Annotated in this window: 26 protein-coding genes; 24 read left to right on the forward strand and 2 right to left on the reverse strand. The window is 30.5% G+C overall.

The window, feature by feature from the left end; genetic code table 11:
• Positions 1-337: 337 nt before the first annotated feature.
• On the reverse strand, positions 338-1,720 hold the full coding sequence (mnmE, locus tag IKZ35_03595; GenBank protein MBR4893045.1) for a tRNA uridine-5-carboxymethylaminomethyl(34) synthesis GTPase MnmE: 1,383 nt from the start codon (positions 1,718-1,720) through the stop codon (positions 338-340).
• A 195-nt stretch (positions 1,721-1,915) separates the two neighbouring features.
• Between mnmE and nifS the strand changes: the two genes are divergently transcribed.
• The 3 genes from nifS to IKZ35_03610 are packed head-to-tail and all read left to right on the forward strand — an operon-like array spanning position 1,916 to position 5,031.
• Positions 1,916-3,091 (forward strand): cysteine desulfurase NifS, encoded by a 1,176-nt coding sequence (gene nifS, locus IKZ35_03600; protein ID MBR4893046.1) that lies wholly within the window; start codon positions 1,916-1,918, stop codon positions 3,089-3,091.
• Positions 3,092-3,095: 4 nt separating this feature from the next.
• Positions 3,096-3,533, forward strand: coding sequence for a Fe-S cluster assembly scaffold protein NifU (nifU, locus tag IKZ35_03605; protein ID MBR4893047.1), 438 nt, complete (start codon positions 3,096-3,098; stop codon positions 3,531-3,533).
• 1 nt (position 3,534) lies between these two features.
• On the forward strand, positions 3,535-5,031 hold the full coding sequence (locus IKZ35_03610) for a threonine synthase (protein MBR4893048.1): 1,497 nt from the start codon (positions 3,535-3,537) through the stop codon (positions 5,029-5,031).
• A gap of 24 nt (positions 5,032-5,055) precedes the next feature.
• Here IKZ35_03610 and IKZ35_03615 read toward each other — a convergent pair whose 3' ends face one another.
• On the reverse strand, positions 5,056-5,202 hold the full coding sequence (locus IKZ35_03615; protein MBR4893049.1) for a DUF1540 domain-containing protein: 147 nt from the start codon (positions 5,200-5,202) through the stop codon (positions 5,056-5,058).
• 79 nt (positions 5,203-5,281) lie between these two features.
• Here IKZ35_03615 and IKZ35_03620 point away from each other — a divergent pair, with 79 nt between their 5' ends.
• From IKZ35_03620 to IKZ35_03720, 21 genes are all read left to right on the forward strand, one after another.
• Positions 5,282-5,986, forward strand: a complete 705-nt coding sequence (locus IKZ35_03620; protein ID MBR4893050.1) for a metallophosphoesterase — start codon at positions 5,282-5,284, stop codon at positions 5,984-5,986.
• Between the two features lie 70 nt (positions 5,987-6,056).
• Positions 6,057-7,415, forward strand: a complete 1,359-nt coding sequence (locus IKZ35_03625; GenBank protein MBR4893051.1) for a trigger factor — start codon at positions 6,057-6,059, stop codon at positions 7,413-7,415.
• Positions 7,416-7,485: 70 nt separating this feature from the next.
• Positions 7,486-8,067: an ATP-dependent Clp endopeptidase proteolytic subunit ClpP gene (gene clpP / locus IKZ35_03630; protein ID MBR4893052.1), complete on the forward strand. Its 582-nt coding sequence runs from the start codon at positions 7,486-7,488 to the stop codon at positions 8,065-8,067.
• 15 nt (positions 8,068-8,082) lie between these two features.
• Complete coding sequence (gene clpX / locus IKZ35_03635) at positions 8,083-9,333, forward strand: ATP-dependent Clp protease ATP-binding subunit ClpX (GenBank protein ID MBR4893053.1); 1,251 nt, start codon at positions 8,083-8,085, stop codon at positions 9,331-9,333.
• A 115-nt stretch (positions 9,334-9,448) separates the two neighbouring features.
• Positions 9,449-10,306, forward strand: coding sequence for a TIM barrel protein (locus IKZ35_03640; protein MBR4893054.1), 858 nt, complete (start codon positions 9,449-9,451; stop codon positions 10,304-10,306).
• Positions 10,307-10,738 carry a type II 3-dehydroquinate dehydratase gene (aroQ, locus tag IKZ35_03645; GenBank protein ID MBR4893055.1) on the forward strand — a complete coding sequence of 144 codons (432 nt, stop codon included), beginning with the start codon at positions 10,307-10,309 and terminating at the stop codon, positions 10,736-10,738. It abuts the gene before it with no gap.
• Positions 10,728-11,783 carry an aminopeptidase P family protein gene (locus IKZ35_03650; protein ID MBR4893056.1) on the forward strand — a complete coding sequence of 352 codons (1,056 nt, stop codon included), beginning with the start codon at positions 10,728-10,730 and terminating at the stop codon, positions 11,781-11,783. The genes aroQ and IKZ35_03650 overlap by 11 nt, the downstream gene beginning before the upstream one ends.
• Before the next feature lie 89 nt (positions 11,784-11,872).
• Entirely contained in the window at positions 11,873-12,430 is a 558-nt protein-coding gene (efp, locus tag IKZ35_03655) for an elongation factor P (GenBank protein MBR4893057.1), read from the forward strand.
• 24 nt (positions 12,431-12,454) lie between these two features.
• Complete coding sequence (locus IKZ35_03660) at positions 12,455-12,901, forward strand: hypothetical protein (GenBank protein ID MBR4893058.1); 447 nt, start codon at positions 12,455-12,457, stop codon at positions 12,899-12,901.
• A 76-nt stretch (positions 12,902-12,977) separates the two neighbouring features.
• A complete protein-coding gene (locus tag IKZ35_03665) occupies positions 12,978-13,760 on the forward strand; it encodes an amidohydrolase family protein (GenBank protein ID MBR4893059.1) in 783 nt (260 codons plus the stop codon).
• A gap of 25 nt (positions 13,761-13,785) precedes the next feature.
• Positions 13,786-14,460, forward strand: coding sequence for a 2-C-methyl-D-erythritol 4-phosphate cytidylyltransferase (gene ispD, locus IKZ35_03670; protein ID MBR4893060.1), 675 nt, complete (start codon positions 13,786-13,788; stop codon positions 14,458-14,460).
• On the forward strand, positions 14,461-14,937 hold the full coding sequence (locus IKZ35_03675; protein ID MBR4893061.1) for a 2-C-methyl-D-erythritol 2,4-cyclodiphosphate synthase: 477 nt from the start codon (positions 14,461-14,463) through the stop codon (positions 14,935-14,937).
• Positions 14,938-14,947: 10 nt separating this feature from the next.
• A complete protein-coding gene (locus IKZ35_03680; GenBank protein MBR4893062.1) occupies positions 14,948-15,943 on the forward strand; it encodes a radical SAM protein in 996 nt (331 codons plus the stop codon).
• Positions 15,943-16,731 carry an HAD-IIB family hydrolase gene (locus IKZ35_03685; protein ID MBR4893063.1) on the forward strand — a complete coding sequence of 263 codons (789 nt, stop codon included), beginning with the start codon at positions 15,943-15,945 and terminating at the stop codon, positions 16,729-16,731. The genes IKZ35_03680 and IKZ35_03685 overlap by 1 nt, the downstream gene beginning before the upstream one ends.
• Before the next feature lie 8 nt (positions 16,732-16,739).
• Positions 16,740-17,993, forward strand: a complete 1,254-nt coding sequence (gene hflX / locus IKZ35_03690) for a GTPase HflX (GenBank protein ID MBR4893064.1) — start codon at positions 16,740-16,742, stop codon at positions 17,991-17,993.
• Positions 17,980-18,606, forward strand: a complete 627-nt coding sequence (locus tag IKZ35_03695; GenBank protein MBR4893065.1) for a YigZ family protein — start codon at positions 17,980-17,982, stop codon at positions 18,604-18,606. The genes hflX and IKZ35_03695 overlap by 14 nt, the downstream gene beginning before the upstream one ends.
• A gap of 66 nt (positions 18,607-18,672) precedes the next feature.
• Positions 18,673-20,073 (forward strand): spore germination protein, encoded by a 1,401-nt coding sequence (locus IKZ35_03700; protein ID MBR4893066.1) that lies wholly within the window; start codon positions 18,673-18,675, stop codon positions 20,071-20,073.
• 111 nt (positions 20,074-20,184) lie between these two features.
• Positions 20,185-20,373, forward strand: coding sequence for an alpha/beta-type small acid-soluble spore protein (locus tag IKZ35_03705; GenBank protein MBR4893067.1), 189 nt, complete (start codon positions 20,185-20,187; stop codon positions 20,371-20,373).
• Positions 20,374-20,509: 136 nt separating this feature from the next.
• Positions 20,510-21,778, forward strand: coding sequence for a DUF1015 domain-containing protein (locus tag IKZ35_03710; GenBank protein MBR4893068.1), 1,269 nt, complete (start codon positions 20,510-20,512; stop codon positions 21,776-21,778).
• A 122-nt stretch (positions 21,779-21,900) separates the two neighbouring features.
• The gene (locus IKZ35_03715) at positions 21,901-22,188 is read left to right on the forward strand and encodes a hypothetical protein (protein ID MBR4893069.1); all 288 of its coding nucleotides are present in this window, start codon (positions 21,901-21,903) and stop codon (positions 22,186-22,188) included.
• Entirely contained in the window at positions 22,188-23,099 is a 912-nt protein-coding gene (locus IKZ35_03720) for an ATP phosphoribosyltransferase regulatory subunit (protein ID MBR4893070.1), read from the forward strand. The genes IKZ35_03715 and IKZ35_03720 overlap by 1 nt, the downstream gene beginning before the upstream one ends.
• Positions 23,100-23,108 lie beyond the last annotated feature (9 nt).

The raw sequence follows: 23,108 nt of genomic DNA on the forward strand, positions 1-23,108 counted from the left end.
ATAATATAATAGAAATAACGAGAAAAGGTGTATGTGTATGCGAAATTGCTGGAATAGAGGAATGGGAATAATACTTATGATATTTGGGTTCGGCCTTATAATAAGTTTTATTCTGCCTATGGAATTTTTAATCGTAATACTAACCTTAATTGTTATTTACATAGGCTTTTTAATTTTTAAAAATTGTTAGCATGTAATCAGGAGGGAAGGGTAGTATGAAAATTGTAGTATATAAACCGAAGAAATTTTTAAATAAAATATTAAGAATGGTATTTAAGATTGATTCTTAATAGTTAAAAAACCGTAATACTTAATCTGTATTACGGTTTTTTATGTTTTATTTACCTAAGCAAAATCTTTTAAATATATTACTTATTATTTCTTCGCTCACAGTAAGCCCTGTAATTTCTCCAAGACTTGATATGGCATTTTCTATCTCTATTGATACAATATCAGGGAAAATTCCTGATTTTAAATCTGATATTGCTTTTTCAATAAAAGTATTTGCAAATGTAAGTTTTTCAAAATGCCTTTCGTTAGTAATATAAAGATTTTCTTTTATATTTATCTCTCCGTTTAATATAGAAGATTTAATGGTATCTGTAAGTTCATTTATACCTGTAAATTCTTTGGCACTTATAAATGTATATCTGGAATTATTTAAAATATTTTCAATAACTGATATATCAATTTTACTTAATAAATCAGTTTTATTTACTATAACATAAACATTTTTATCCTTGATTTCATTGGCAATTTTAATGTCTTCCTCGGATAATTCAACACTGCTGTCTAATAAAAACAATATTAAATCAGCATCATTTATTTGTTCCTGAGCCTTTTTAATGCCTATGTTTTCAACTACATCTTCACTTTCTCTTAACCCTGCAGTATCAATAATTCTTGCTTTTAAGCCGTCAATATTAATTGATTCTTCCAATATATCTCTTGTTGTACCTGCAATATCGGTAACAATAGCACGGTTTTCCTTTAAAAGTGCATTAAGCAGGGAAGATTTTCCAACATTTGGTTTTCCGCAGATTACTATTTTTGCGCCCTCTTTTATTATTTTACCCGTGTCGTATGTTTTAATTAAATCGTCTATATCTTTTTTTGCATGTGAAAGAGAAGTGATAATCTCGGAAGTTGTAAGTTCATCAATATCTTCTTCAGGATAATCAATAACTGCTATTATATTGGCAGTAGCGTCTATAAGATTCTGGCGTATCATATTTATTTTTTCGGATAATTTACCCTTTAACTGATTTTCTCCTGAATATACATTATATTCATCATTTGCATTTATAATATCAATAATTGCCTCTGCCTGTGATAAATCTACCTTGCCGTTTAAAAATGCTCTTTTGGTAAACTCTCCGTTTTCTGCCATTCTTGCCCCTGATTTTATAAGTTCCTTTAAAATCATTTTAGTAACAGCCATACCACCGTGACAAGAGATCTCAACAACATTTTCCCCTGTAAAAGAATTTGGAGCAATAAATTTAGAAAGTAATACTTCGTCTATAATATGTGAATCTTTATCCAGTATAAACCCAAAAGATATTGTATGTGTATTCATATCTAAGATAGATTTACCTGATTTTGATTTAAAATTTCTTTCGCAAATTTCAAACGCTCTGTCACCACTGACTCTTATAACAGATATTCCGCCTGTGCCCAAAGGCGTTGAAATTGCACAAATAGTGTCATATAATTTCATAATAAACCCTTTCATACTGCATTTTAATTTATTATATAACAGTTTAAGATATCATTCAAGCCATTTTTTAGTATAAAATTAATAAAATTATATAAAAATATTTAGTAATATTTTATATATAAACAGTTGTAAAATAGAAAAAAATAGTGTATTATATAATAAGTGTATAATAATTTTAAGAAGGTTTGTAAAAATATGAATAAATTTATATATGCTGATAACGCAGCAACAACAAAATTAAAAACTGAAGTATTGGAAGAAATGATGCCTTATTTAACCGATAATTATGGCAATCCGTCTTCAATATACCAGTTTGCATCAAAATCGAAAACTGCCATTGAAAATGCAAGATGTAAAATTGCATCTTCTTTTAATGCAGATCCGAAAGAAATAATTTTTACTTCAGGCGCATCGGAAGCAGATAACTGGGCAATTAAAGGCATTGCATACTCAATGAAAGACAAGGGTAACCATATTATTACTACAAAAATTGAGCATCATGCTGTTCTTCATACTTTAGAAGCATTGGAAAAAGAAGGTTTTAGTGTAACTTATCTTGATGTTGACGAAGATGGGCTTATTGATTTAAATAATCTTGAAAATGCCATTACAGATAAAACAATTCTTATAACAATAATTTTTGCTAATAATGAAATTGGCACCATTTCGCCAATAAAAGAAATTGGCAAAATTGCAAAAAAACACAATGTGTTCTTTCATACCGATGCTGTACAAGCAGTGGGTAATGTAAAAATAGATGTTAAAGAATTAAATATTGATTTAATGAGTGTAACTGCTCATAAAATATACGGGCCAAAAGGCGTTGGTGCCTTGTATGTAAAAAAAGGCATTAAACTTTCTCCTTATATCCATGGCGGAGGTCAGGAAAAGGGAAAAAGAGCAGGTACTGAAAATGTTGCCGGTATTGTCGGTTTTGGAAAGGCTATTGAAATGGCTGTTTCTGATATAGATAATAAAGTTAAAAAAATATCCGGATTAAGAGATTTATATATAGATACTGTTTTAAAAGAAATTCCTTATGTAAGGCTTAATGGTCATAGAACTAAAAGGCTTTGTAACAATGCCAATATGTCATTTAGATTCATAGAAGGGGAAGCCCTGCTTTTATCTTTAGATTTAGTCGGCATTTGTGCATCAAGCGGTTCAGCGTGTACATCAGGTTCGCTTGATCCGTCTCACGTTCTTCTTGCAATCGGGCTTCCTCACGAGATTGCCCACGGTTCTTTAAGAATAACTTTTGGAGATTTTAACACTAAAGAAGATGTTTATTATATTATAGAAAAATTAAAGGAAATTGTTGCAAGACTTAGAGCAATGTCTCCTTTATATGAAAATGTAGAAAGGAAATAATATTATGTACAGCGAAAAAGTAATGGACCATTTTTCAAATCCGAGAAATGTTGGAGAAATAGAAAATGCTGACGGTGTTGGCGAAGTTGGTAATGCTAAATGCGGAGATATAATGAAAATATATATGGATATCGAAGACGGCATTATCAAAGATGTTAAATTTAAAACTTTTGGTTGCGGAGCAGCCATTGCAACAAGCAGTATGGCTACCGAACTTGTAAAGGGCAAAAAGGTTGAAGATGCGCTTGAAATAACCAATAAAGCAGTTATAGAAGCGTTAGACGGTCTTCCTGCTCCTAAAGTGCATTGTTCAGTTTTAGCAGAAGAAGCAATAAAAGCAGCCATTTTAGATTACTATGAAAAAAACGGGCTTGATACATCAAAAATTACCGGATGCAACGGATGCTGTTCACACTGTCATTCATGCTCCGAAGGAGAATAATATGTTATATTTAAGCACAAGAAATAACAACTTAAAAATTTCATCAAGTCAGGCTATTAAACAAGGGTTATCAGAAGACGGAGGGTTATTTGTTCCTGAGTGTTTTCCAAAGGTAAGCCTTGAAGAAATCGGTAGCCTTAAAGATAAAAAATATGTAGATATTGCAAAATTTGTTTTATCGAAATATCTTACTGATTTTACAAAAGAAGAACTTGATTTTTGTATAGAAAGTGCATATACAAAGGAAAAATTTGAATCTGATAACACTGTGCCTTTATATGAACTAAAAGACGGTGTTCATTTTCTTGAATTATGGCATGGGCCAACATGCGCATTCAAAGATGTTGCGCTTCAGATTCTTCCTTATCTTTTAACTACTTCTGCAAAAAAAACAGGGGAAGATAAACTTATAACAATTCTTGTTGCAACCTCAGGCGATACAGGTAAAGCCGCATTAGAAGGCTTTAAAGATGTTGACGGTACAAAGATTATAGTTTTCTATCCTAAAGACGGGGTTTCTGATATTCAGAAATTACAGATGATAACTCAGGAAGGAAATAATGTTTTTGTAAACGGGGTTACAGGGAATTTTGATGACGCTCAGACAGGTGTTAAAAAAATATTTACCGATAATGAATTTAAGGAAGAACTTTTAAATAACAATATTGTTTTTTCTTCTGCAAATTCAATCAATTTCGGAAGACTTGTTCCTCAGGTTGTATATTATTTCTCATCATATATAGATTTACTTAAGAATAATAAAATTTCACTTGGCGATAAAATAAATGTTGTAGTTCCAACAGGTAATTTTGGAAACATATTGGCAGCATATTATGCAAAAATGATGGGGCTTCCTGTTGATAAACTTATATGTGCTTCCAATGAAAATAATGTTTTGACAGATTTTATAAATACCGGTGTTTATGATAAAAACAGAGCATTTAATTTAACTTGTTCGCCATCAATGGATATACTTATTTCAAGTAATCTTGAAAGGCTTTTATATCACATCAGTAATCAGGATGATAAATTGATAAAAGAATATATGGAAAGCCTTAATACAAACGGTGTATATAAAATATCCGACGATATGAAGAAAAAGGTATGCGATAATTTTTATGGTGGATACTGTGATGATGAAAAAACTTTACAAACCATTAAAAATACTTATGATAAGTACGGATATCTTATTGATACTCACACAGCAGTTGCCAAGGCAGTTTATGACGAATATGTTGAAAAAACAGGGGATGATAAAGTTTGCGTTATTGCATCAACTGCAAGTCCTTATAAGTTTTTAAACAGTGTTATATCGGCTATAAACCCTGAGTATGACATTTTAAAGAATGATTTTATTAAACTTGATGATTTGTCATCTATAACAAATACTATTGTGCCGAAATCACTTAAAGAATTAAAAAATAAAGAAATCAGATTTAAAAATATATGTGAAAAAGAAAATATGAAACAGACTGTTAAAGATGCGCTTTGTATGTAAGTCGGCATAAATGCCGACCATTTACTAATTTTTTGCAACGAAAGTATCGCAACAAGTTTCGCTTGAAGTACAAGCAGAAGGGTTACCTACCATAATTTTTGATGCTTCACATTCATCTTTTGTGTTGTGGTATTTACAATGACTTGCTTTACAGTAAACTTTGTTTTCCATAATAAACTTCCTTTCTGATTTTTAAATTTACAGAGAAAAACTCCACATTGATATTATTATTTTACGGAGGAAAATTATAATGGCATTATTTTCTATTTCAGACCTACATCTTTCTCTTAATACTAATAAATCTATGGAAGTATTCGGTGGAGCATGGAAAGATTATATAAGTAAACTTGAAACTAATTGGAACAAAGTTGTAACATCAAATGATTTGGTGGTTATTCCAGGAGATATATCCTGGGAAACATATCTTGAAGATTCGGTCTGCGATTTTAAATTTCTTGATAAATTAAACGGTAAAAAAATTATTTCAAAAGGGAATCACGATTTCTGGTTTTTAACAGTAAATAAACTTTATAATTTTTTTGAAGAAAACAATATTTCAACAATTAAAATGCTTCATAATAATTTTTATACATATGAAAATTATGCAATATGCGGAACAAAAGGTGTGGATATTACTAAAAAACCATCTACCGAAGAAGCGGTTAAATTAGAAAACAGAGAAGCACAAAGACTTGAAAAATCTATTTTAGATGCAAAAAAAGCAGGGTATGAAGATATTTTAGTGTTTATGCACTATCCGCCTATTATAAAAGAAGGCAAGTATAATAACAATCTTTTTTATTATATTCTTAAAGAATACAATATCAGGCAGTGTTTTTACGGGCATCTTCATTCGCGTTCTCATCATCTTGCATATTGTGAAAATATAGACGGAATTGATTTTAAACTGGTGTCAAGTGATTATCTTGACTTTACACCGATAAAAATTTTATAAAATACTGGAAATTTTTAAATTTATATGATATAATTACTAATTAGTGAGTTATATTAGGGAGGAAAAACAAATGAACTATTCTATTAAAGAGAATACCAAAAAGGAAGCAACATTAGAAATAGTTGTTTCAAGTGATGAATTTAAAAACGGATTAGATTTTGCTTTTAACAAAAATAAAAAGTATTTTGCTATTCCTGGATTCAGAAAAGGTAAAGCACCAAGAAAAATGGTTGAAAAGTATTATGGAGTTGAAGTGCTTTTTGAAGATGCAGTTAACGAAATTATTCCTGCAAAATACGAAGAAGCGGCTATCGATTCTAAATTAGATATCGTATCTAAACCTGAAATTGATATTACTTCAATCAGTGTTGAAGAAGGTTTTGTTTTTACTGCAAAAGTAGCACTTAAACCTGAAGTTAAAATTGATGGATACATTGGTATAAAAGCAGAGAAGAATGAGTATACTGTAAAAGCAAGTGATGTAAATAAAGAAATCGATGCTCTAAAAGAAAAAACAGTTAGAATCATTGAAAAAGAAGATGGCGAAGTTAACAAAGGCGATATTGTTAACATCGATTATGAAGGCTTTGTTGACGGAGTTGCATTTGAAGGCGGAAAAGCTGAAGGCTTTGATTTAACTATCGGTTCAAATCAGTTTATCCCTGGCTTTGAAGATGCTCTTATCGGTTCAAAATTAGGCGAAACTGAAATTAAAGTTAAGTTCCCTAAAGAGTACCACTCTGAAGACTTAAAAGGCAAAAATGCTACATTTAAAATTAAAATAAATAAAATCTCATATAAAGAATACGCAGAGTTAAATGATGATTTTGCAAAAGATGTAAGTGAATTTGATACACTTAAAGAATTAAAAGCAGATATCAAGAAAAAACTTACAGAAAGCGCAAAACAAAGATCAAAACAGGAATTTGAAAATGCAGTATTGGAACAGGTTTCTGATTTAGTTAAAGTTGAAATTCCTGATTGTATGATTGAAGAAAGATGCGAATCTTTAGCAAATGACTTTGCTTACAGATTAAAAACTCAGGGTATGGAACTTAATACATATCTTCAGTATACAGGTTTAAATGAAGAATCATTTAAAAACCAGTTTAAAGACAGAGCCGAAAGTCAGGTTAAAATGTCTTTAGGTTTAGCAGAAATTGCTAAAATAGAAAAAATTGAAGTTTCAGATAAAGATGTTGAAGCCGAATTTAAGAAAATGGCTGAAGCATATAATATGGAAGTTGATAAAATCAAACAGTTTATCAACCCTGACGATATTAAGGAAGACCTAAAGATGTCAAAAACAGTTGAGTTTATAGTTAAAAATGCAGTTGTGTTAGAAAAAGAAGAAGGCGAAGGCGAAGAAAAGAAACCTGCTGCTAAAAAAACTACAACTAAGAAAACTACAAAAAAAGACGCTGAATAGTAATTTTAATTGAGGTTTAAAATGTAATGTTTTAAACCTCATAACTATAATAAAAATGGAGGCGATTATTATGGCATTAATACCATATGTTGTTGAACAAACAAGCAGGGGAGAAAGATCATACGATATTTATTCCCGTTTGCTTAAAGACAGAATTATATTTTTATCAGAGGAAGTTAACGACGTTACTGCAAGTTTAATAGTTGCTCAATTATTGTTTTTAGAAGGGGAAGACCCTGAAAAAGATATCAGTTTTTATATTAACAGTCCTGGTGGTTCTATCACAGCAGGAATGGCTATATATGATACTATGCAGTATATCAAACCTGATGTTTCAACTATTTGTGTAGGTATGGCTGCAAGTATGGGTGCATTTTTACTTTCAAGCGGTGCAAAGGGTAAGAGATTTGCTCTTCCAAACAGTGAAATAATGATTCATCAACCGTTAGGCGGCACTCAGGGTCAGGCAACAGATATACAGATTCATGCAGAAAGAATTATAAAAATGAAGAAACACTTAAACGAAATTTTAAGTGCCAATACCGGCAAACCTTATGATGTTATCTGCAATGATACTGAAAGAGATAACTTTATGTCTGCATATGAAGCCATGGAATACGGTATTGTTGATAAAGTAATAGAAAAAAGATAATTAACAGGAGTGTTTATGGATAAAAATAAAGTTGAACTGAGCCGTTGTTCATTCTGCGGTAAGACATCAGATATGGTTGATAAAATTATCGCAGGGCCGAATGCAAATATTTGTAATGAATGTATTGAACTTTGTAACGAAATTGTATTCGAGGAAATGGACGAGGGCGTAAAATATACAGATGATAACGGTCCTCTTTTAAAGCCTAAAGAAATAAAAGAAATTCTTGACCAGTATGTTATCGGTCAGGAAGAAGCAAAAAAAGCATTATCAGTTGCTGTATACAATCATTATAAAAGAATTAACTCAAAAGTAAAATATGATGATGTTGAAATTCAAAAAAGCAATATAATGATTTTAGGGCCGACAGGATGTGGTAAAACACTTCTTGCTCAGACTTTGGCAAAAATTTTAAATGTTCCTTTTGCTATTGCAGATGCTACTACATTAACAGAAGCAGGATATGTGGGAGAAGATGTTGAAAACATTCTTTTAAGACTTATTCAGGCTGCTGATTACGATGTAGAACTTGCTGAAAAAGGTATTATCTATATAGATGAAATTGATAAAATTGCAAGAAAAAGCGAAAACCCTTCTATAACACGAGATGTCAGTGGCGAGGGAGTTCAACAGGCACTTTTAAAAATCTTGGAAGGCACTGTTGCATCAGTTCCTCCTCAAGGTGGAAGAAAACATCCTCATCAGGAGTTTATTCAGATTGATACATCCAATATTTTATTTATATGTGGTGGTGCTTTTGACGGAATTGAAAAAATTATAGAAAAAAGAACAGGTAAAAGCACATTAGGTTTTAATTCTGATATTATCATAAAAAGCGATAAAACTAATAATATACTTAAAAATATTATGCCTCAGGACTTAATCAAGTTTGGTCTTATCCCTGAATTCAGCGGAAGAGTACCTGTTATAGTTACTCTTGATAATCTTGATGAAAAAGCCTTGATTTCAGTATTAAAAGAGCCTAAAAATTCATTGGTTAAACAGTATGAAAAACTCTTTGAATTTGACGGTGTAGAACTTGAATTCGAAGACGAAGCCCTTAAAAATATTGCAAAAGAAGCGATAAAGAGAAACACAGGGGCAAGAGGTTTAAGAGCGATTATGGAAGAAATAATGCAGGAAACTATGTTTGAAGTGCCATCTATTAAAAATATTGAAAAAGTATTGGTAACTAAAAAAGCATCGTTAAAGAGCGAAAAACCTCAGATAATAAAGAAAGAAACAAAAAAGCAAATACCATCATAAAATTATAAGAGCCAACCTGAACGGTTGGCTTTTTATATAAAATAAATTTATATTGAAATTTGTCTGTTATTTATATATAATATACTTGATATTTTTTTACTGGAGGAAAATTAAAATGAATATAAAATTCGGGCCTGGAGGTAATCCTTTAGCGTTTAGTGAGGCAGGTTTTAAATCATCAGTTTCTATGCCTGAGTATTTAAAATCAATAGGGCTTAATGCGTATGAATATCAATGTAATAAAGGCGTTAAAATTTCTGAAAAAACTGCTAAAGAATTGTGTGATAAGGCTGTTTTCAATGATATATATTTATCCGTTCACAGTCAGTATTATATAAGTTTATCCAGTGTTGAAAGTGAAAAGAGAGATAAAAGTATTGAGTATATAATGGACTGTATGAGAATATCTAAAATTCTTGGTGCAAAAAGAATTGTTGTGCATAGTGGCTCGGCTTCTAAAATGTCAAGAGAAGAAGCATTGCATCTTGCCAAAGATACTTTAAAAAGAACAATATTAAGAGCGAAAGATGAAGGGTATAATGATATCCATATCTGCCCTGAAACTATGGGTAAAATAAATCAACTTGGAACACTTGATGAAGTTATAGAGTTATGCCTTGTTGATGATTCCTTTATCCCTACAATAGATTTCGGGCATCTAAATTCCCGTACATTCGGTGGGATTAAAACAATAAAAGACTACGAAGAAATATTAGACAAAATAGAAAATAAATTAGGGTATGACAGATTAAAAGTATTTCACTCTCATTTTTCTAAAATAGAGTATTCAAATAAGGGCGGAGAAGTTAAACATCTAACATTTGAAGATGATGTATACGGTCCTCAGTTTGAGCCTCTTGCCGAACTTATTTATAAAAAAAATCTTACACCTGTAATCATATGTGAATCTGCAGGAACGCAGGGAATAGACGCAATTTATATGAAAAACTGTTATGAAAGGCTGGTAAAATAGATGAAAAAAATTTTTGTTATCAATGGGCCTAATCTTAATATGCTTGGTATAAGAGAAAAGGAAATATACGGAGAAATGTCTTTGGAAAAAATAAATGAAATGATAAAGAAAAAAGCGGATGAATTAAACCTTGAAGTTGAATTTTTCCAGAGCAATATTGAGGGAGAAATAGTGGATGCTATTCACAGTGCATATGGTAAGATGGACGGGATAATAATAAATCCCGGTGCTTATTCTCACTATTCACTTGCAATTTATGACGCTTTAAAAGCAGTATCAATAAATTCCATAGAAGTTCATATTTCCAATGTATTTAAAAGAGAAAATATGAGAGAAAACCTTGTTACTGCAAAAGCATCAAAAGCGCTTATATCAGGTTTTGGCGCTTATTCATATATATTAGCATTAGAAGGACTTTTAAATGAAGAATAAATTAGAAAAAATAAAAGAAATTTTAGTTAGTAATAATTGCGACGGGTATATTGTTGCAAATAACAGTGATATATTATATTTATCAGGTATAAAATCTTCAAATATAATTCTTCTTATAACACTTGACAACTCATATGTTTTATCTGATGCAAGGTATAAATTTGTTATAGAAAGGCAAAATGTATATAAACCTTATTGTATAACGAAACCTATTATCGAAAGTGTTACAGAACTTATATGTGATTTAGGTCTTAAAAAAGTTATTATTGACTCTGAACATATAAGCCACAAAAATTATATGAAGATTTTTAAGAGTGTAAATTTATATGATTTATCATCTGTTACAAAAAGTCTTAGAATAATAAAAGATAATCAGGAAATAGACAGTATAATTAAAGCGCAAAAAATCAGCGAAAAGGCATTTTTTGCCACCTTAAAATTTATTAAAGAAGGTATGACAACTAAGGAAATAAGTGCTTATTTAGACTATAAAATGAGTGAATATGGTAGCGAAGAAAACGCATTTTCCACCATTGTTGTAAACGAAGAGGAAAGTGCTGATTGCCACGGTGTTCCAAGTTATAAAAAAGTTAAAAACGGAGACCTTATTTTATTTGATTTCGGTGCAACCAAAAACGGTTACAGAAATGACATAACAAGAACTGTTGCATTAGGTTATATAAATGAAGAAAAGAAAAAAATGTATGATTTAGTGCTTGAAGCACATAAAAAGTGTGCAGAGTTTTTAAAGCCTGGTGTTAAATGCCATGAAGTTCATAATATTGCAGTAGAAGTTTTTAAAAAATACGGTGTTTTAGATAACTTTCTTCACTCTTTAGGTCATGGCGTTGGAATTGATATTCATGAATATCCTGCCCTAAATTCAAAATGCGAAGATGTTTTAGAAGAGGGAATGGTTGTAACCATTGAACCGGGGCTTTATTTTGAAAATAAATTCGGTATAAGAATAGAGGATACCTATATAATTACAAATAACGGCTGCAAATCTATTGCAAATATAGAAAAATCTTTAGTTATTATATAAATATTATAAAAAAGACTTGCTTTTTTTGACATTTTTTATTAGAATAGAAATGTATAAATATGTAAAGATAAAGAGAGGGGTAAATTCCAATGATTACAGCAGGCGATTTTAGAAACGGCGTTACATTTGAAGAAGATGGTAACGTATGCCAGATAGTAGAATTCCAACACGTTAAACCGGGTAAAGGTGCTGCTTTTGTTAGAGCAAAAGTAAGAAACGTTATAACAGGCGGTGTTGTTGAAAAAACATACAGACCTACAGATAAATTTGAAAAAGCTCACATTGAAAGAAAAGATATGCAATATCTTTACAACGATGGAGAACTGTTCTATTTTATGGACGTTGAAACATATGACCAGATGCCACTTAGCGAAGCTCAGTTGGGAGATGCTTTAAAATTTGTTAAAGAAAACGAAATGGTAAAACTACTTATTTACAAAGGTAATGTTTTCGGTGTTGAACCACCAAACTTTGTTGAGTTAGTTGTTACAGAAACTGAACCTGGCTTTAAGGGAGATACATCTACCGGCGCTACAAAACCTGCTACATTAGAAACAGGTGCGACCATTAACGTTCCATTATTTATTGATATTGACGATGTTATTAGAGTTGATACAAGAACTGGAACATATATGGAAAGAGCATAATTATTCCTAAGGAGGATATATATAATGGAAAATTTATTAGAAAAGGTTTCTTATTTAAAAGGTCTGTGTGACGGACTTGAAATTGACCATGAAACAAAAGAAGGTAAAATGATTATCGGCATTTTAGACGTTCTTGATGAAATGGCAGCTTCTATTATGGATATTGAAGACGACCAGTTTGAAATGCAGGAACTTATTGATGAAATTGATGAAGATTTAGGCAGCCTTGAAGAAGAATTCTATGGAGACTGCGATTGCGGATGTGATTGCGATTGTGATGACGATTGTGATTGCGACTGCGACTGTGACGGCGATTGTGCATTCTTTGAATTAGAATGTCCTAATTGCAGCGAAACAATTTGTTTTGAAGACAGCGAATTATTTAACGACTCCGTTGTATGCCCTAACTGTGGCGAAGAAATCGATTTAGATTATGATTGCGACTGTGAAGATTGCGATTGTCAGGAATAATAAATTGTTTTTATAAAAATTACTGAGATTCTCCGATACTCACATTCGGAGAATCTTTTTTTAGGAGATTTATTTAATGGAAATTATTGATTCACATTGTCATATTTATCCTCATAAAATTGCATCAAGAGCAGTAGAAGCAATAGGCAGGTTTTATGATATTGATATGCACTGTAACGGAACAAGTGAAGACCTTATTTTAAGGCTTGAAAAATATGGTGTATCAAGAGCGGTAGTTCATTCAACTGCTACAAAGCCTGAACAGGTTGTATCTATAAACGATTTTATAATAGAAACTGTAAAAACTTATCCTCAGTTTATCGGTTACGGTACAATGCATCCTGATTTTTTAAATATTGAAGAGGAAATATTACGAATAATAAATGCCGGTCTTAAGGGAATTAAAATTCACCCTGATTTTCAGATGAGAAATATTGACGATGAAAAAATGTATAAAATCTATGATGTAGTTTCTGATAAAATTCCTATTCTTTTTCATATCGGCGATGTTACTAAAGATTACTCAAACCCATTAAGGTTAAAAAAGGTTTTAAAAGATTTTCCTAAGTTAAAACCTATTGCAGCCCATATGGGAGGATATAGAGTATGGGAAGAATCTAAAGATATTTTAAAAGGCGAAAATGTGTGGGTTGATACCTCATCGTCATTTAAATTTATAAAAGATGATTTTATTTTAGAACTTATAAATCATTATGGAGAAGACAGAGTTTTATTTGCAACTGACTATCCTATGTGGGATTTTTCGGATGAATATACAAGACTGATGTCTTTAGGGCTTAAAAACAGCGCTTTAGAGAAGATTTTTTCAAAAAACATAAAAGAACTTCTTAAAATATAAATTTTTAATTTGAGGGTAATTTTATATGAATAAAAAAATTTGCGCAATACTTCTTGCTTCAGGTACTGGCAGCAGAATGAACAGCAAGGTTAAAAAACAATTTATGGAAATTAACTCTAAACCTTTATTTTATTATTCTTTAAAAACAATATCAGAAGTTGAGTGTATTAAAGAAATAATAGTTGTTACAGGTAAAGAAGATATAAATTATGTTAACGGTTTAATTAAAGAATTTGAATTTGACAAAGTACATAATGTTATTGCAGGAGGAGAAAGAAGACAGGACTCGGTTTATAATGCTCTTAAAATTATAGATAAAACATATGACTTTGTTTTAATTCATGATTCTGCAAGACCTTTAGTTAATGGCAAGGATATAGAAAATGTTATAGAAGACGGCATTTCTTATGGCTGTGCAACACTGGGTGTAAAAGTTAAAGATACAATTAAGACAGTGGATGAAAACGGTTTTTCGCAAAACACTTTAAATAGAGATGAACTTATAAGTGTTCAGACTCCGCAGGTTGCAAAACTTGATATTCTCCTTAGTGGGCATACTGAATTTAGAGATACACTTTTTACAGACGATACTATGGTTATGGAGAAAATGGGAGTAAAAACAAAAATAACAATTGGCAGTTATTCAAATATTAAAATAACAACAAGCGAAGATTTAATTTATTTAAAGGAATTGATGTAAATGAGAATTGGTTTTGGATATGATGTTCATAAATTCTGTGATAACAGACAACTTATTTTAGGCGGAGTGGAAATACCCTATGAAAAAGGTCTTTTAGGCCATTCTGATGCAGATGTTCTTGTCCATGCAATAATGGACGGGCTTCTTGGTGCACTTTCACTGGGAGATATTGGAAAACACTTTCCTGATACTGATGAAAAATACAAGGGGATATCAAGCATTAAACTTTTATCATATGTATATAACCTTATTTGTGAAAAAGGCTATGAAATAGGAAATATTGATAGTGTAATTGTTTGTGAAAAACCAAAAATGCTTCCTTTTATAGATAAAATGAGAGAAAATATTGCTCTAACTTTAAATACAGATATAGACAATATATCCGTAAAGGCAACCACTGAGGAAAAATTAGGGTATACAGGAAGAATGGAGGGCGTAAAATCATATTCTGCCTGTTTGCTTAAAAAAATAAAATGAGGGCTAAAATATGCGTAAAATAAATATTCCTGTTTTTGTAAGCCATCAGGGATGTCCTAATGACTGTATATTCTGTAATCAGAAAAAGATAACAGGTGTATATAAAAAAGAAAAATATCAGGAAATAAAAGAAAAAATCTCATCATATTTAGCCACAGCAGATGAGACTTCCGAAATAGAAATATCTTTTTTTGGAGGCAGTTTTACAGGAATTGAAAAAGAAGAGCAGGATATGTATTTATCGGTTGCAAAAGAATTCTTTTATGACAGGAGAGTTAAAGGCATAAGAGTTTCTACACGCCCTGATTATATAACAAAAGATATTCTTGATAACCTTTATAATAGCGGAGTAACAACTATTGAACTTGGAGTTCAGTCTATGGATGATAATGTTCTTACTCTTAATAAAAGGGGACTTAAAAGCGACGCAACCAAAAATGCTGTAAAGTTAATAAGAGAATATAATTTTAGTTTAGGGCTTCAGATGATGGTTGGAATGTATGGTTCGGATGAAGAACGAGATTTATATACAGCAGAAGAAATCATAAAACTTATGCCTGATTTTGTGCGTATATATCCTACTGTTGTTATAAAAGAAACAGAACTTTATAAACTGTATAAGGAGAAAAAATATATTCCGTACACTCTTGATAAAGCAGTTGAGGTTTGTTCTAAAATTCTAAAAAAGTTTAACGATGCTAAGATTGATGTAATAAGAATAGGGCTTATGTCGGGAGAAGATATAAATGAAAAAAATGTTTATGGTCCTTATCATTCATCATTTAGAGAACTTGTTGAAAGTTATATATACTATGAAAAATTAAGATGTGATATAAAGAATATAAAAGCCAAAGATATAGTAATATACTGCAATAAGAAAAACACATCTAAAATTATAGGTAATAAAAAATCAAATATAAATAAACTGATAGAAGAATTTAATTTAAATAGTCTTAAAGTTAAAAACGAAGAAATAAAAGACTATATTGTTAAAGAGGATATATAATGGGTAAATTTGATAATGTGATTATTATAAGCGACCTTGACGGAACACTTTTAGACGATAATGGTAATATTTCTTCATATGACCTTAAAGCAATAGAGTATTTTAAAAGTGAGGGTGGAAAATTTTCTATCGCAACGGGAAGAACAGTTAACAGAACTTATTTTTTAAACGATTGTATTTTGCTTGACTTTCCTGGTATATTTTCCAACGGGGCAACTATTGCCAACTTATGCGATAAAAAAGTGCTGTGGGAAAAGTTTATGGATGAGAGTGCAAGAAAAGTAATAAGAGATTTTCATCATAAATTCCCTCAAAATGGCATTATAGTATATTCGGGTAATAAAGATTATTTTTTTAATATTGATAAGTTTGAAAAAACAGGTGCAAACTTAGACGGTTTTAATATTTATAAAGAAAATATTGATAATATAAATACACCTTTAAATAAAATTGTTATTATTTCATTTGATGATATTCTTGATTTTTTAAATGAAGAATATAAAAAATATCTTGATAAAATATATTTTTCAAAAAGTAATAAGTATCTTTATGAGATAATTGATAAATCAATAAATAAAGGCAATGCAGTAGATTTTATAAAAAATATGTATCATTTTGAAAATTCAAAGATTATCACAATAGGCGATAATCTTAATGATTTGGAATTTATAGAAAAAGCAGACATTGGTATTTGTGTTTTAAATGACTGTAAGGCACTTATTGATAAAGCCGATTTAACTGTTACAAAGGGAAATGTTTTACATAAAGTAATTTACGAATTGTTATAGGAGATATTATGGAAGAAAGAAAAGACAGAGTTGTTTTAATTGGTGCGTCATTGGGCGATAAAAGTCTTAATGACACAGACGAAGCATCTATGAAAGAACTTAATGAACTTGTTAAAACTGCCAATGGCGAAGTAATCGGCGAGATTGTTCAAAATATTAAAACTATTGACCCTGCCACATTTATAGGAAGCGGAAAAGTTCAGGAAATTAAAGAGTTTATAGATAATAATGATGTTAATATGGCTGTCTTTGATACTGAACTTTCAGGCTCGATAACAAAAAACCTTGAAAGTCAGCTTGGAGTTACTGTTATTGACAGAAGCAGACTTATTTTAGATATTTTTGCAATGAGAGCAAAGTCAAAAGAAGGTAAATGTCAGGTTGAACTTGCTCAGCTTAAATATATTCTTCCTCGTTTATCAGGGATAGGGCAGAGTTTATCCCGTCTTGGTGGTGGTATAGGCACAAGAGGTCCAGGGGAAACTAAATTAGAAAGCGACAGGCGTCATATAAGAAGAAAGATAGAACATCTTTCCGATGAACTTAAAGAAATTGAAAAACACAGAAGTAACTTAAGGAAAAAAAGAACAGAAGATTCAATTCCTGTTGTTGCATTAGTCGGATATACCAATGTGGGTAAGTCTTCACTGCTTAATTTACTAAGCGAATCGGATGACGCTTATGTTGAAAATAAACTTTTTGCAACATTAGACCCTCTTATGAGAAAGATTACTCTGTCTGACAAAACAGAGTTTATAATATGCGATACTGTTGGTTTTATAAGAAAACTTCCTCATCATTTAATAGAGGCGTTTAAATCTACCCTTGAGGAAACTAAATATGCCGACCTTATAATTCATCTTGCAGACGCATCAAATGATGAACTTGATAAATCAATTCAAGTGGTAAATAAACTAATAAATGAACTTAACGAAGATAATAAACCGGTTATAACTGTTTTTAATAAATGCGATATAAAAGAACCACCTTTATATTATCAGAATATGAATACTGTTAATATCTCTGTTAAGGAAAGAAAAAATATTGATATACTTTTAGAAAAAATAAAAGAAGTAATTTTCAGCACTAAAAAAAGAGTTAAAGTTATTATTCCGTTTTCTCAGGGTGGGCTTTTGGGCTTGCTTTATAAAACTTCTACAATAGTTTCAGAAGAATCAAAAGAAGACGGTTTCCATATGGAAATAGTATGTGATTTAGAAATTTACAATAAGATTAAGGAATTTGAAAATGGAGAAATATAAAACAATATCAGGGTTTGCAACCAGTGAAATATCTGAAAAAAAATCACGCTTTATTGGATATGTAAGTCCTGCATCGAGCGAAGAAGAAGCGATGGAATTTGTAAATACCATAAGTAAAAAACACTGGGACGCTACTCATAATGTTTATGCATATAAAATAAGAAACAATAATATTTCAAGATGTTCAGATGACGGCGAACCTGCAAAAACAGCAGGTGCTCCCATACTTGATGTTTTGGAAAAGGAAGAACTTACTGACCTTGTAGTTGTAGTAACAAGGTATTTCGGGGGAACACTTCTTGGTACAGGAGGCCTTGTTAAAGCATATTCAAAAAGCGCAAAGGAAGCCTTGGGTGCAGGAGAAATTGTTGTGATGCAAAAAGCCAAAAAGTTTATATTGTCTATTCCTTATAATCTTTTAGGTAAATATGAAAACGAATTTAAAAACTTTAATGTTATAATACTTGAAAAAGAGTTCTTAGAAAGTGTTGATATTCTCGGTATATGTAAAGCATCCTTTTTTGAGAAAATGAATAAAAGATTTTCAGAAATTTCAAACGGACAGTACATTTCAACCGAAGATGAAGAAATGTTTTTTGGTTTTAGAGAATAGTTTTAAATGCTTTAATACATAATATTTGTATTAAAGTATTTTTTTTACTGTAAAAGGAAGATTTTTATGATTTATAACAACCTTAATTTAAATATTCAAAAAGCAAGAGAAATTTTCCCTGTTGAAGACAGTTATGATGTTTTGGAGAAGAAATATAAAATCGGCGGAGTTGACTCATGCTTTTATTTTATTGACGGTTTCGTTAAAGGAAGCGTTATGCAAAGAATAATGGACTTTTTATATGGCGTAAATCCAAAAGTTATGAGCGAATGTGCCAATGCACAGGAGTTTGTTGATAAAGCCTTTCCATATGTAGAGGTTGAAACTACAAATAAATGGGATGACGTTATAAAAGAACTTTTAAGCGGTAAGTCTATTCTGTTTATTGATGGGTTTTCAGACGCAATTTTTATAGATTTAAGAAGTTATCCTGCAAGAACAACAGAAGAGCCCGATAAAGAAAAAACTTTAAGAGGCTCAAAAGACGGTTTTGTAGAAACTATTATTTCTAATACTGCTTTAGTAAGAAGAAGAATAAGAGACCCTAAACTTATATTTAAAATCAAAGAACTTGGAGAGCGAAGTAAATTAGATGTTGCTATCGGCTATATTGACGATATAGTTGATAAAAAAATGTTAAAAAAAATTGAAGATAAAATTGATAATTTGAAAATTAAAAGCGTAACTATGGCACAACAGGCTCTTGTTGAAGCAATAACTTCAAACGGATTTTTAAACCCCTTTCCCAAAGTAAGATATACTGAGCGTCCCGATGTTGCATCGGCATCTATTTTAGAAGGAAAAATTGTAGTATTTGTTGATAACTCTCCACTTGCAATAATTCTCCCAACTTCAATATTCGATTTTGTGCAGGAGGCAGAAGATTTCTATTTTCCTCCTGTTGTAGGAGGATATTTAAGAGTTATAAGAAATATATTTTTCGTAAGTTCATTTTTCTTTATTCCGTTATGGCTCTTTTTTATGAATAATGAACATCTTATTCCCGATTGGCTTAGTGTAATAAAAATAGCCGAAAAAAATTCAGTACCTTTAATTGTTCAGATTTTACTTTTGGAATTTGCTATTGATGGTTTGAAAATAGCGTCAGTAAATACACCCAGCAGTTTAGTAAGTTCTTTTAGTATAATCGGTGCATTACTGTTAGGTGAGTTTGCAGTAAAAACAGGCTGGTTTGTTCCTGATACTATACTTTATATGTCCATAGTTGCACTCGCTAATTTTGCTCAGCCGAGTGTAGAGTTAGGATATGCTTTAAAATTTATGAGAATTATAACTATTTTACTCACTGAATTTTTCGGACTGTATGGTTTGATAGGAGGAACAATTCTTGCAGTGGTTACATTATGTACAACAAGGGCTCTTAATAATAAAGGCTATTTATACCCACTTATACCTTTTAATAAAAAAGATCTTGCGATGGTTTTATTAAGAAAACGAATTAAATAATACGACAAATATTTTCATAATTTTACCTCTAATATAATTTGAAAAATATATAATAATAGTAGTGTAATGAAAAACATTCATTGCTTAAAAAAAATAAAGGGGTGAAATTAAATGTCTAAAAAAACTTTAGTACCACAGGCTAAAGCCGGTCTTGAAAAATTTAAAATGGAAGCAGCTTCAGAAGTTGGTGTTAACTTATCAAACGGATATAACGGTGATTTAACAGCAAGAGAAGCAGGTTCAATCGGCGGACAGATGGTTAAAAAAATGGTAGAAGCATACGAAAACAGTATGAAATAATTTATCTGATTAATAGAAAAGTAGGCTGAAGAATTAAAAGTTATTCTTCAGCTTATTTTTTATATTCATTGTTTACATTGGGTATAAATTATGGTATAATTATTTCAATATACATTAGTAAGAAAAGGGGATTTTTATGACATTTAACAGAACTGATATTCTACTTCCTGTATTTTGCAAAGACAGTGAAAAAATGAAAAAATGGAGTGTGGTTGCTTGTGACCAGTATACATCTGAGCCTGAATACTGGGAAGAAGTATTAAAAATTGTAGGGGAAGATTCTTCAACAATAAATCTAACTATACCTGAAATATATCTTAACGATTCTGATATTGATTTAAGAATTAAAAGAACTAATGAATATATGAATAAGTATATTAAAGAGGGTATATTTAACGAATATAAAAATACATATATCTTTGTTGAAAGAACTTTAAAAAACGGAGTGAAAAGGCTTGGAATAATCGGTGCAGTTGACCTTGAAGATTATGATTATAAAGTAGGCTCTAAGACTAAAATAAGAGCAACTGAAGGCACAGTTGTATCAAGAATTCCTCCAAGACTTAAGGTAAGACAAGATGCTTTGATAGAACTTCCTCATATTATGATGCTTATTGATGATGAAGACTGTAATATCATTGAATATAACGATACTATAAAAGACAGTTTCCAAAAATTATATGATTTTGAACTTGTAATGGATTCAGGTTATATTGCAGGTTATAAAATGTCAGACGAGGCATGTGAAATTTTAGATAAAAAGTTAAATGCATTAAATTCAATAGAAGATTTTAATAAAAAATATAACACAAATGAGAAAAACCCTCTTATTTATGCAATGGGGGACGGTAATCATTCTTTGGCAACTGCGAAAGCATACTATGAAAATCTTAAAGAAAAAATCGGAGATGAAGCAAAAAAATCTAAAGCAAGATATGCTCTTTGCGAACTTGTTAATCTACATGATAAATCGCTTGAATTTGAGGCAATTCACAGAGTTGTATTTAATATGAATGCTGATAAATTTATAGAAAAAATGTCAAAAGAATATAATTTAAGTTTTGATGAAGATGCAAATGGCCAGAGTTTTTATTTAGTATTTGGAAATGAAAAGAAAAAAGTTACTGTTTTAAACCCTAAAGAATATCTGACAGTTGCCACCGTTCAGAAAGCGCTTGATGAATTTACTAAAGATACACAAGGCGAAATTGACTATATTCACGGCGAAGATGTTGTTTTAAAACTATGTCAGGATAAATCAAACTTTGGTATAATATTTGACGCTATGGAAAAGAAAGACTTGTATAAATCAGTAATTTTAGACGGTGCATTACCAAGAAAAACATTTTCAATGGGAGAAGCACCAGATAAAAGATTCTACATAGAAGCAAGAAAAATTAAATAATTTTTAAGAACTTAAGGTGCAATTCCTTAAGTTCTTAATTTTTGATAAAATTTTATATTTGTATTGACTTTAACGCTTTAATGTGCTAAAATGTTAAAGTAATATTTTATGAGGTGATAAATATGGATAAAAAAAGAACTGTGGCAAAAGACCAATTATTTAGTGCAATATTAAAATTATCTACAATAGAGGAGTGCTATAATTTCTTTGATGATTTATGCACTATAAAAGAAGTGCAGGATATGGCACAAAGATTAGAAGTTGCAAAGATGCTTAATGAGAATATAAGTTATATAAAAATTTCTGAAAAAACAGGTGCAAGTACAGCAACAATAAGTCGTGTTAACAAATGCCTTGTATATGGAAGCGACGGATATAAACTTGCTTTGGAAAAGTTGGAGGAAAAGTAATGGACAGTCTTATAAACATTCTTGAAAAAGATGAACTTATTATATACACATTAAGAAAACTGTATAAAGAATACGGATATAAAAAATACAGAATGAGTAAGTTTGAAGAATATGATTTATATGTTTCAAATAAAGATTTTTTAATATCTCAGAATATTATCACATTTACAGATATAGACGGTAAACTTATGGCACTAAAGCCTGACGTAACACTATCTATTATAAAAAACACCAAGGATAATAAAAATGAGGTTACAAAACTTTACTATAATGAAAATGTATACAGAGCATCAAATGCATCACACTCTTTTAAAGAAATAATGCAGGTTGGCGTTGAATGTATAGGGGAAATAGATTCAAACTGTATTTGTGAAAATATTTTACTTGCTGCAAAAAGTTTATCGCTTATAAAAGAAGATTATATTCTTGATATATCAAATCTTGGTATAATAGAAAAAATCATTGATTCGTTTAATGTTACCTCAAATTTAAGAAAAAGCATATTAAAGGCAATAGGCGAAAAAAATAAAGAAGCCCTTTATGAAATAGATATAGATGATAAACTAAGAGAGTATATAAAAACAATTATATCTACATACGGGCCTTTATATGAAACAATAAATAAACTAAAAGACGAAGAATTTTATCCTTTAATAAAAGAAGAAATTGACTTAATGACAGCAATTTCAGATAATCTTATGAAAAATGGCATGGATAAAAGAGTAAGGATAGATTTTTCTGTAATAAATAATATGAATTATTATAATGGTATAGCATTTAAAGGGTTTATAAACGGAGTGCCTGGAGGAGTTTTATCCGGGGGGCAATATGATAAACTGATGGACAAAATGGGCAAAAAATCAGGAGCTATAGGCTTTGCAGTTTATCTTGATATGTTAGACCGTATATAAGGAGAAGAG

It is taken from the genome of Clostridia bacterium (assembly GCA_017554615.1).
Taxonomy (GTDB): Bacteria; Bacillota; Clostridia; order UMGS1840; family HGM11507; genus SIG450.

What these genes read in the sequence shown, in the direction of transcription:
- mnmE (MBR4893045.1), bottom strand. Translation starts at nt 1,720, where the DNA reads ATGAAATTATATGACACTATTTGTGCAATTTCAACGCCTTTGGGCACA.
- nifS (MBR4893046.1), top strand. Translation starts at nt 1,916, where the DNA reads ATGAATAAATTTATATATGCTGATAACGCAGCAACAACAAAATTAAAA.
- nifU (MBR4893047.1), top strand. Translation starts at nt 3,096, where the DNA reads ATGTACAGCGAAAAAGTAATGGACCATTTTTCAAATCCGAGAAATGTT.
- IKZ35_03610 (MBR4893048.1), top strand. Translation starts at nt 3,535, where the DNA reads ATGTTATATTTAAGCACAAGAAATAACAACTTAAAAATTTCATCAAGT.
- IKZ35_03615 (MBR4893049.1), bottom strand. Translation starts at nt 5,202, where the DNA reads ATGGAAAACAAAGTTTACTGTAAAGCAAGTCATTGTAAATACCACAAC.
- IKZ35_03620 (MBR4893050.1), top strand. Translation starts at nt 5,282, where the DNA reads ATGGCATTATTTTCTATTTCAGACCTACATCTTTCTCTTAATACTAAT.
- IKZ35_03625 (MBR4893051.1), top strand. Translation starts at nt 6,057, where the DNA reads ATGAACTATTCTATTAAAGAGAATACCAAAAAGGAAGCAACATTAGAA.
- clpP (MBR4893052.1), top strand. Translation starts at nt 7,486, where the DNA reads ATGGCATTAATACCATATGTTGTTGAACAAACAAGCAGGGGAGAAAGA.
- clpX (MBR4893053.1), top strand. Translation starts at nt 8,083, where the DNA reads ATGGATAAAAATAAAGTTGAACTGAGCCGTTGTTCATTCTGCGGTAAG.
- IKZ35_03640 (MBR4893054.1), top strand. Translation starts at nt 9,449, where the DNA reads ATGAATATAAAATTCGGGCCTGGAGGTAATCCTTTAGCGTTTAGTGAG.
- aroQ (MBR4893055.1), top strand. Translation starts at nt 10,307, where the DNA reads ATGAAAAAAATTTTTGTTATCAATGGGCCTAATCTTAATATGCTTGGT.
- IKZ35_03650 (MBR4893056.1), top strand. Translation starts at nt 10,728, where the DNA reads ATGAAGAATAAATTAGAAAAAATAAAAGAAATTTTAGTTAGTAATAAT.
- efp (MBR4893057.1), top strand. Translation starts at nt 11,873, where the DNA reads ATGATTACAGCAGGCGATTTTAGAAACGGCGTTACATTTGAAGAAGAT.
- IKZ35_03660 (MBR4893058.1), top strand. Translation starts at nt 12,455, where the DNA reads ATGGAAAATTTATTAGAAAAGGTTTCTTATTTAAAAGGTCTGTGTGAC.
- IKZ35_03665 (MBR4893059.1), top strand. Translation starts at nt 12,978, where the DNA reads ATGGAAATTATTGATTCACATTGTCATATTTATCCTCATAAAATTGCA.
- ispD (MBR4893060.1), top strand. Translation starts at nt 13,786, where the DNA reads ATGAATAAAAAAATTTGCGCAATACTTCTTGCTTCAGGTACTGGCAGC.
- IKZ35_03675 (MBR4893061.1), top strand. Translation starts at nt 14,461, where the DNA reads ATGAGAATTGGTTTTGGATATGATGTTCATAAATTCTGTGATAACAGA.
- IKZ35_03680 (MBR4893062.1), top strand. Translation starts at nt 14,948, where the DNA reads ATGCGTAAAATAAATATTCCTGTTTTTGTAAGCCATCAGGGATGTCCT.
- IKZ35_03685 (MBR4893063.1), top strand. Translation starts at nt 15,943, where the DNA reads ATGGGTAAATTTGATAATGTGATTATTATAAGCGACCTTGACGGAACA.
- hflX (MBR4893064.1), top strand. Translation starts at nt 16,740, where the DNA reads ATGGAAGAAAGAAAAGACAGAGTTGTTTTAATTGGTGCGTCATTGGGC.
- IKZ35_03695 (MBR4893065.1), top strand. Translation starts at nt 17,980, where the DNA reads ATGGAGAAATATAAAACAATATCAGGGTTTGCAACCAGTGAAATATCT.
- IKZ35_03700 (MBR4893066.1), top strand. Translation starts at nt 18,673, where the DNA reads ATGATTTATAACAACCTTAATTTAAATATTCAAAAAGCAAGAGAAATT.
- IKZ35_03705 (MBR4893067.1), top strand. Translation starts at nt 20,185, where the DNA reads ATGTCTAAAAAAACTTTAGTACCACAGGCTAAAGCCGGTCTTGAAAAA.
- IKZ35_03710 (MBR4893068.1), top strand. Translation starts at nt 20,510, where the DNA reads ATGACATTTAACAGAACTGATATTCTACTTCCTGTATTTTGCAAAGAC.
- IKZ35_03715 (MBR4893069.1), top strand. Translation starts at nt 21,901, where the DNA reads ATGGATAAAAAAAGAACTGTGGCAAAAGACCAATTATTTAGTGCAATA.
- IKZ35_03720 (MBR4893070.1), top strand. Translation starts at nt 22,188, where the DNA reads ATGGACAGTCTTATAAACATTCTTGAAAAAGATGAACTTATTATATAC.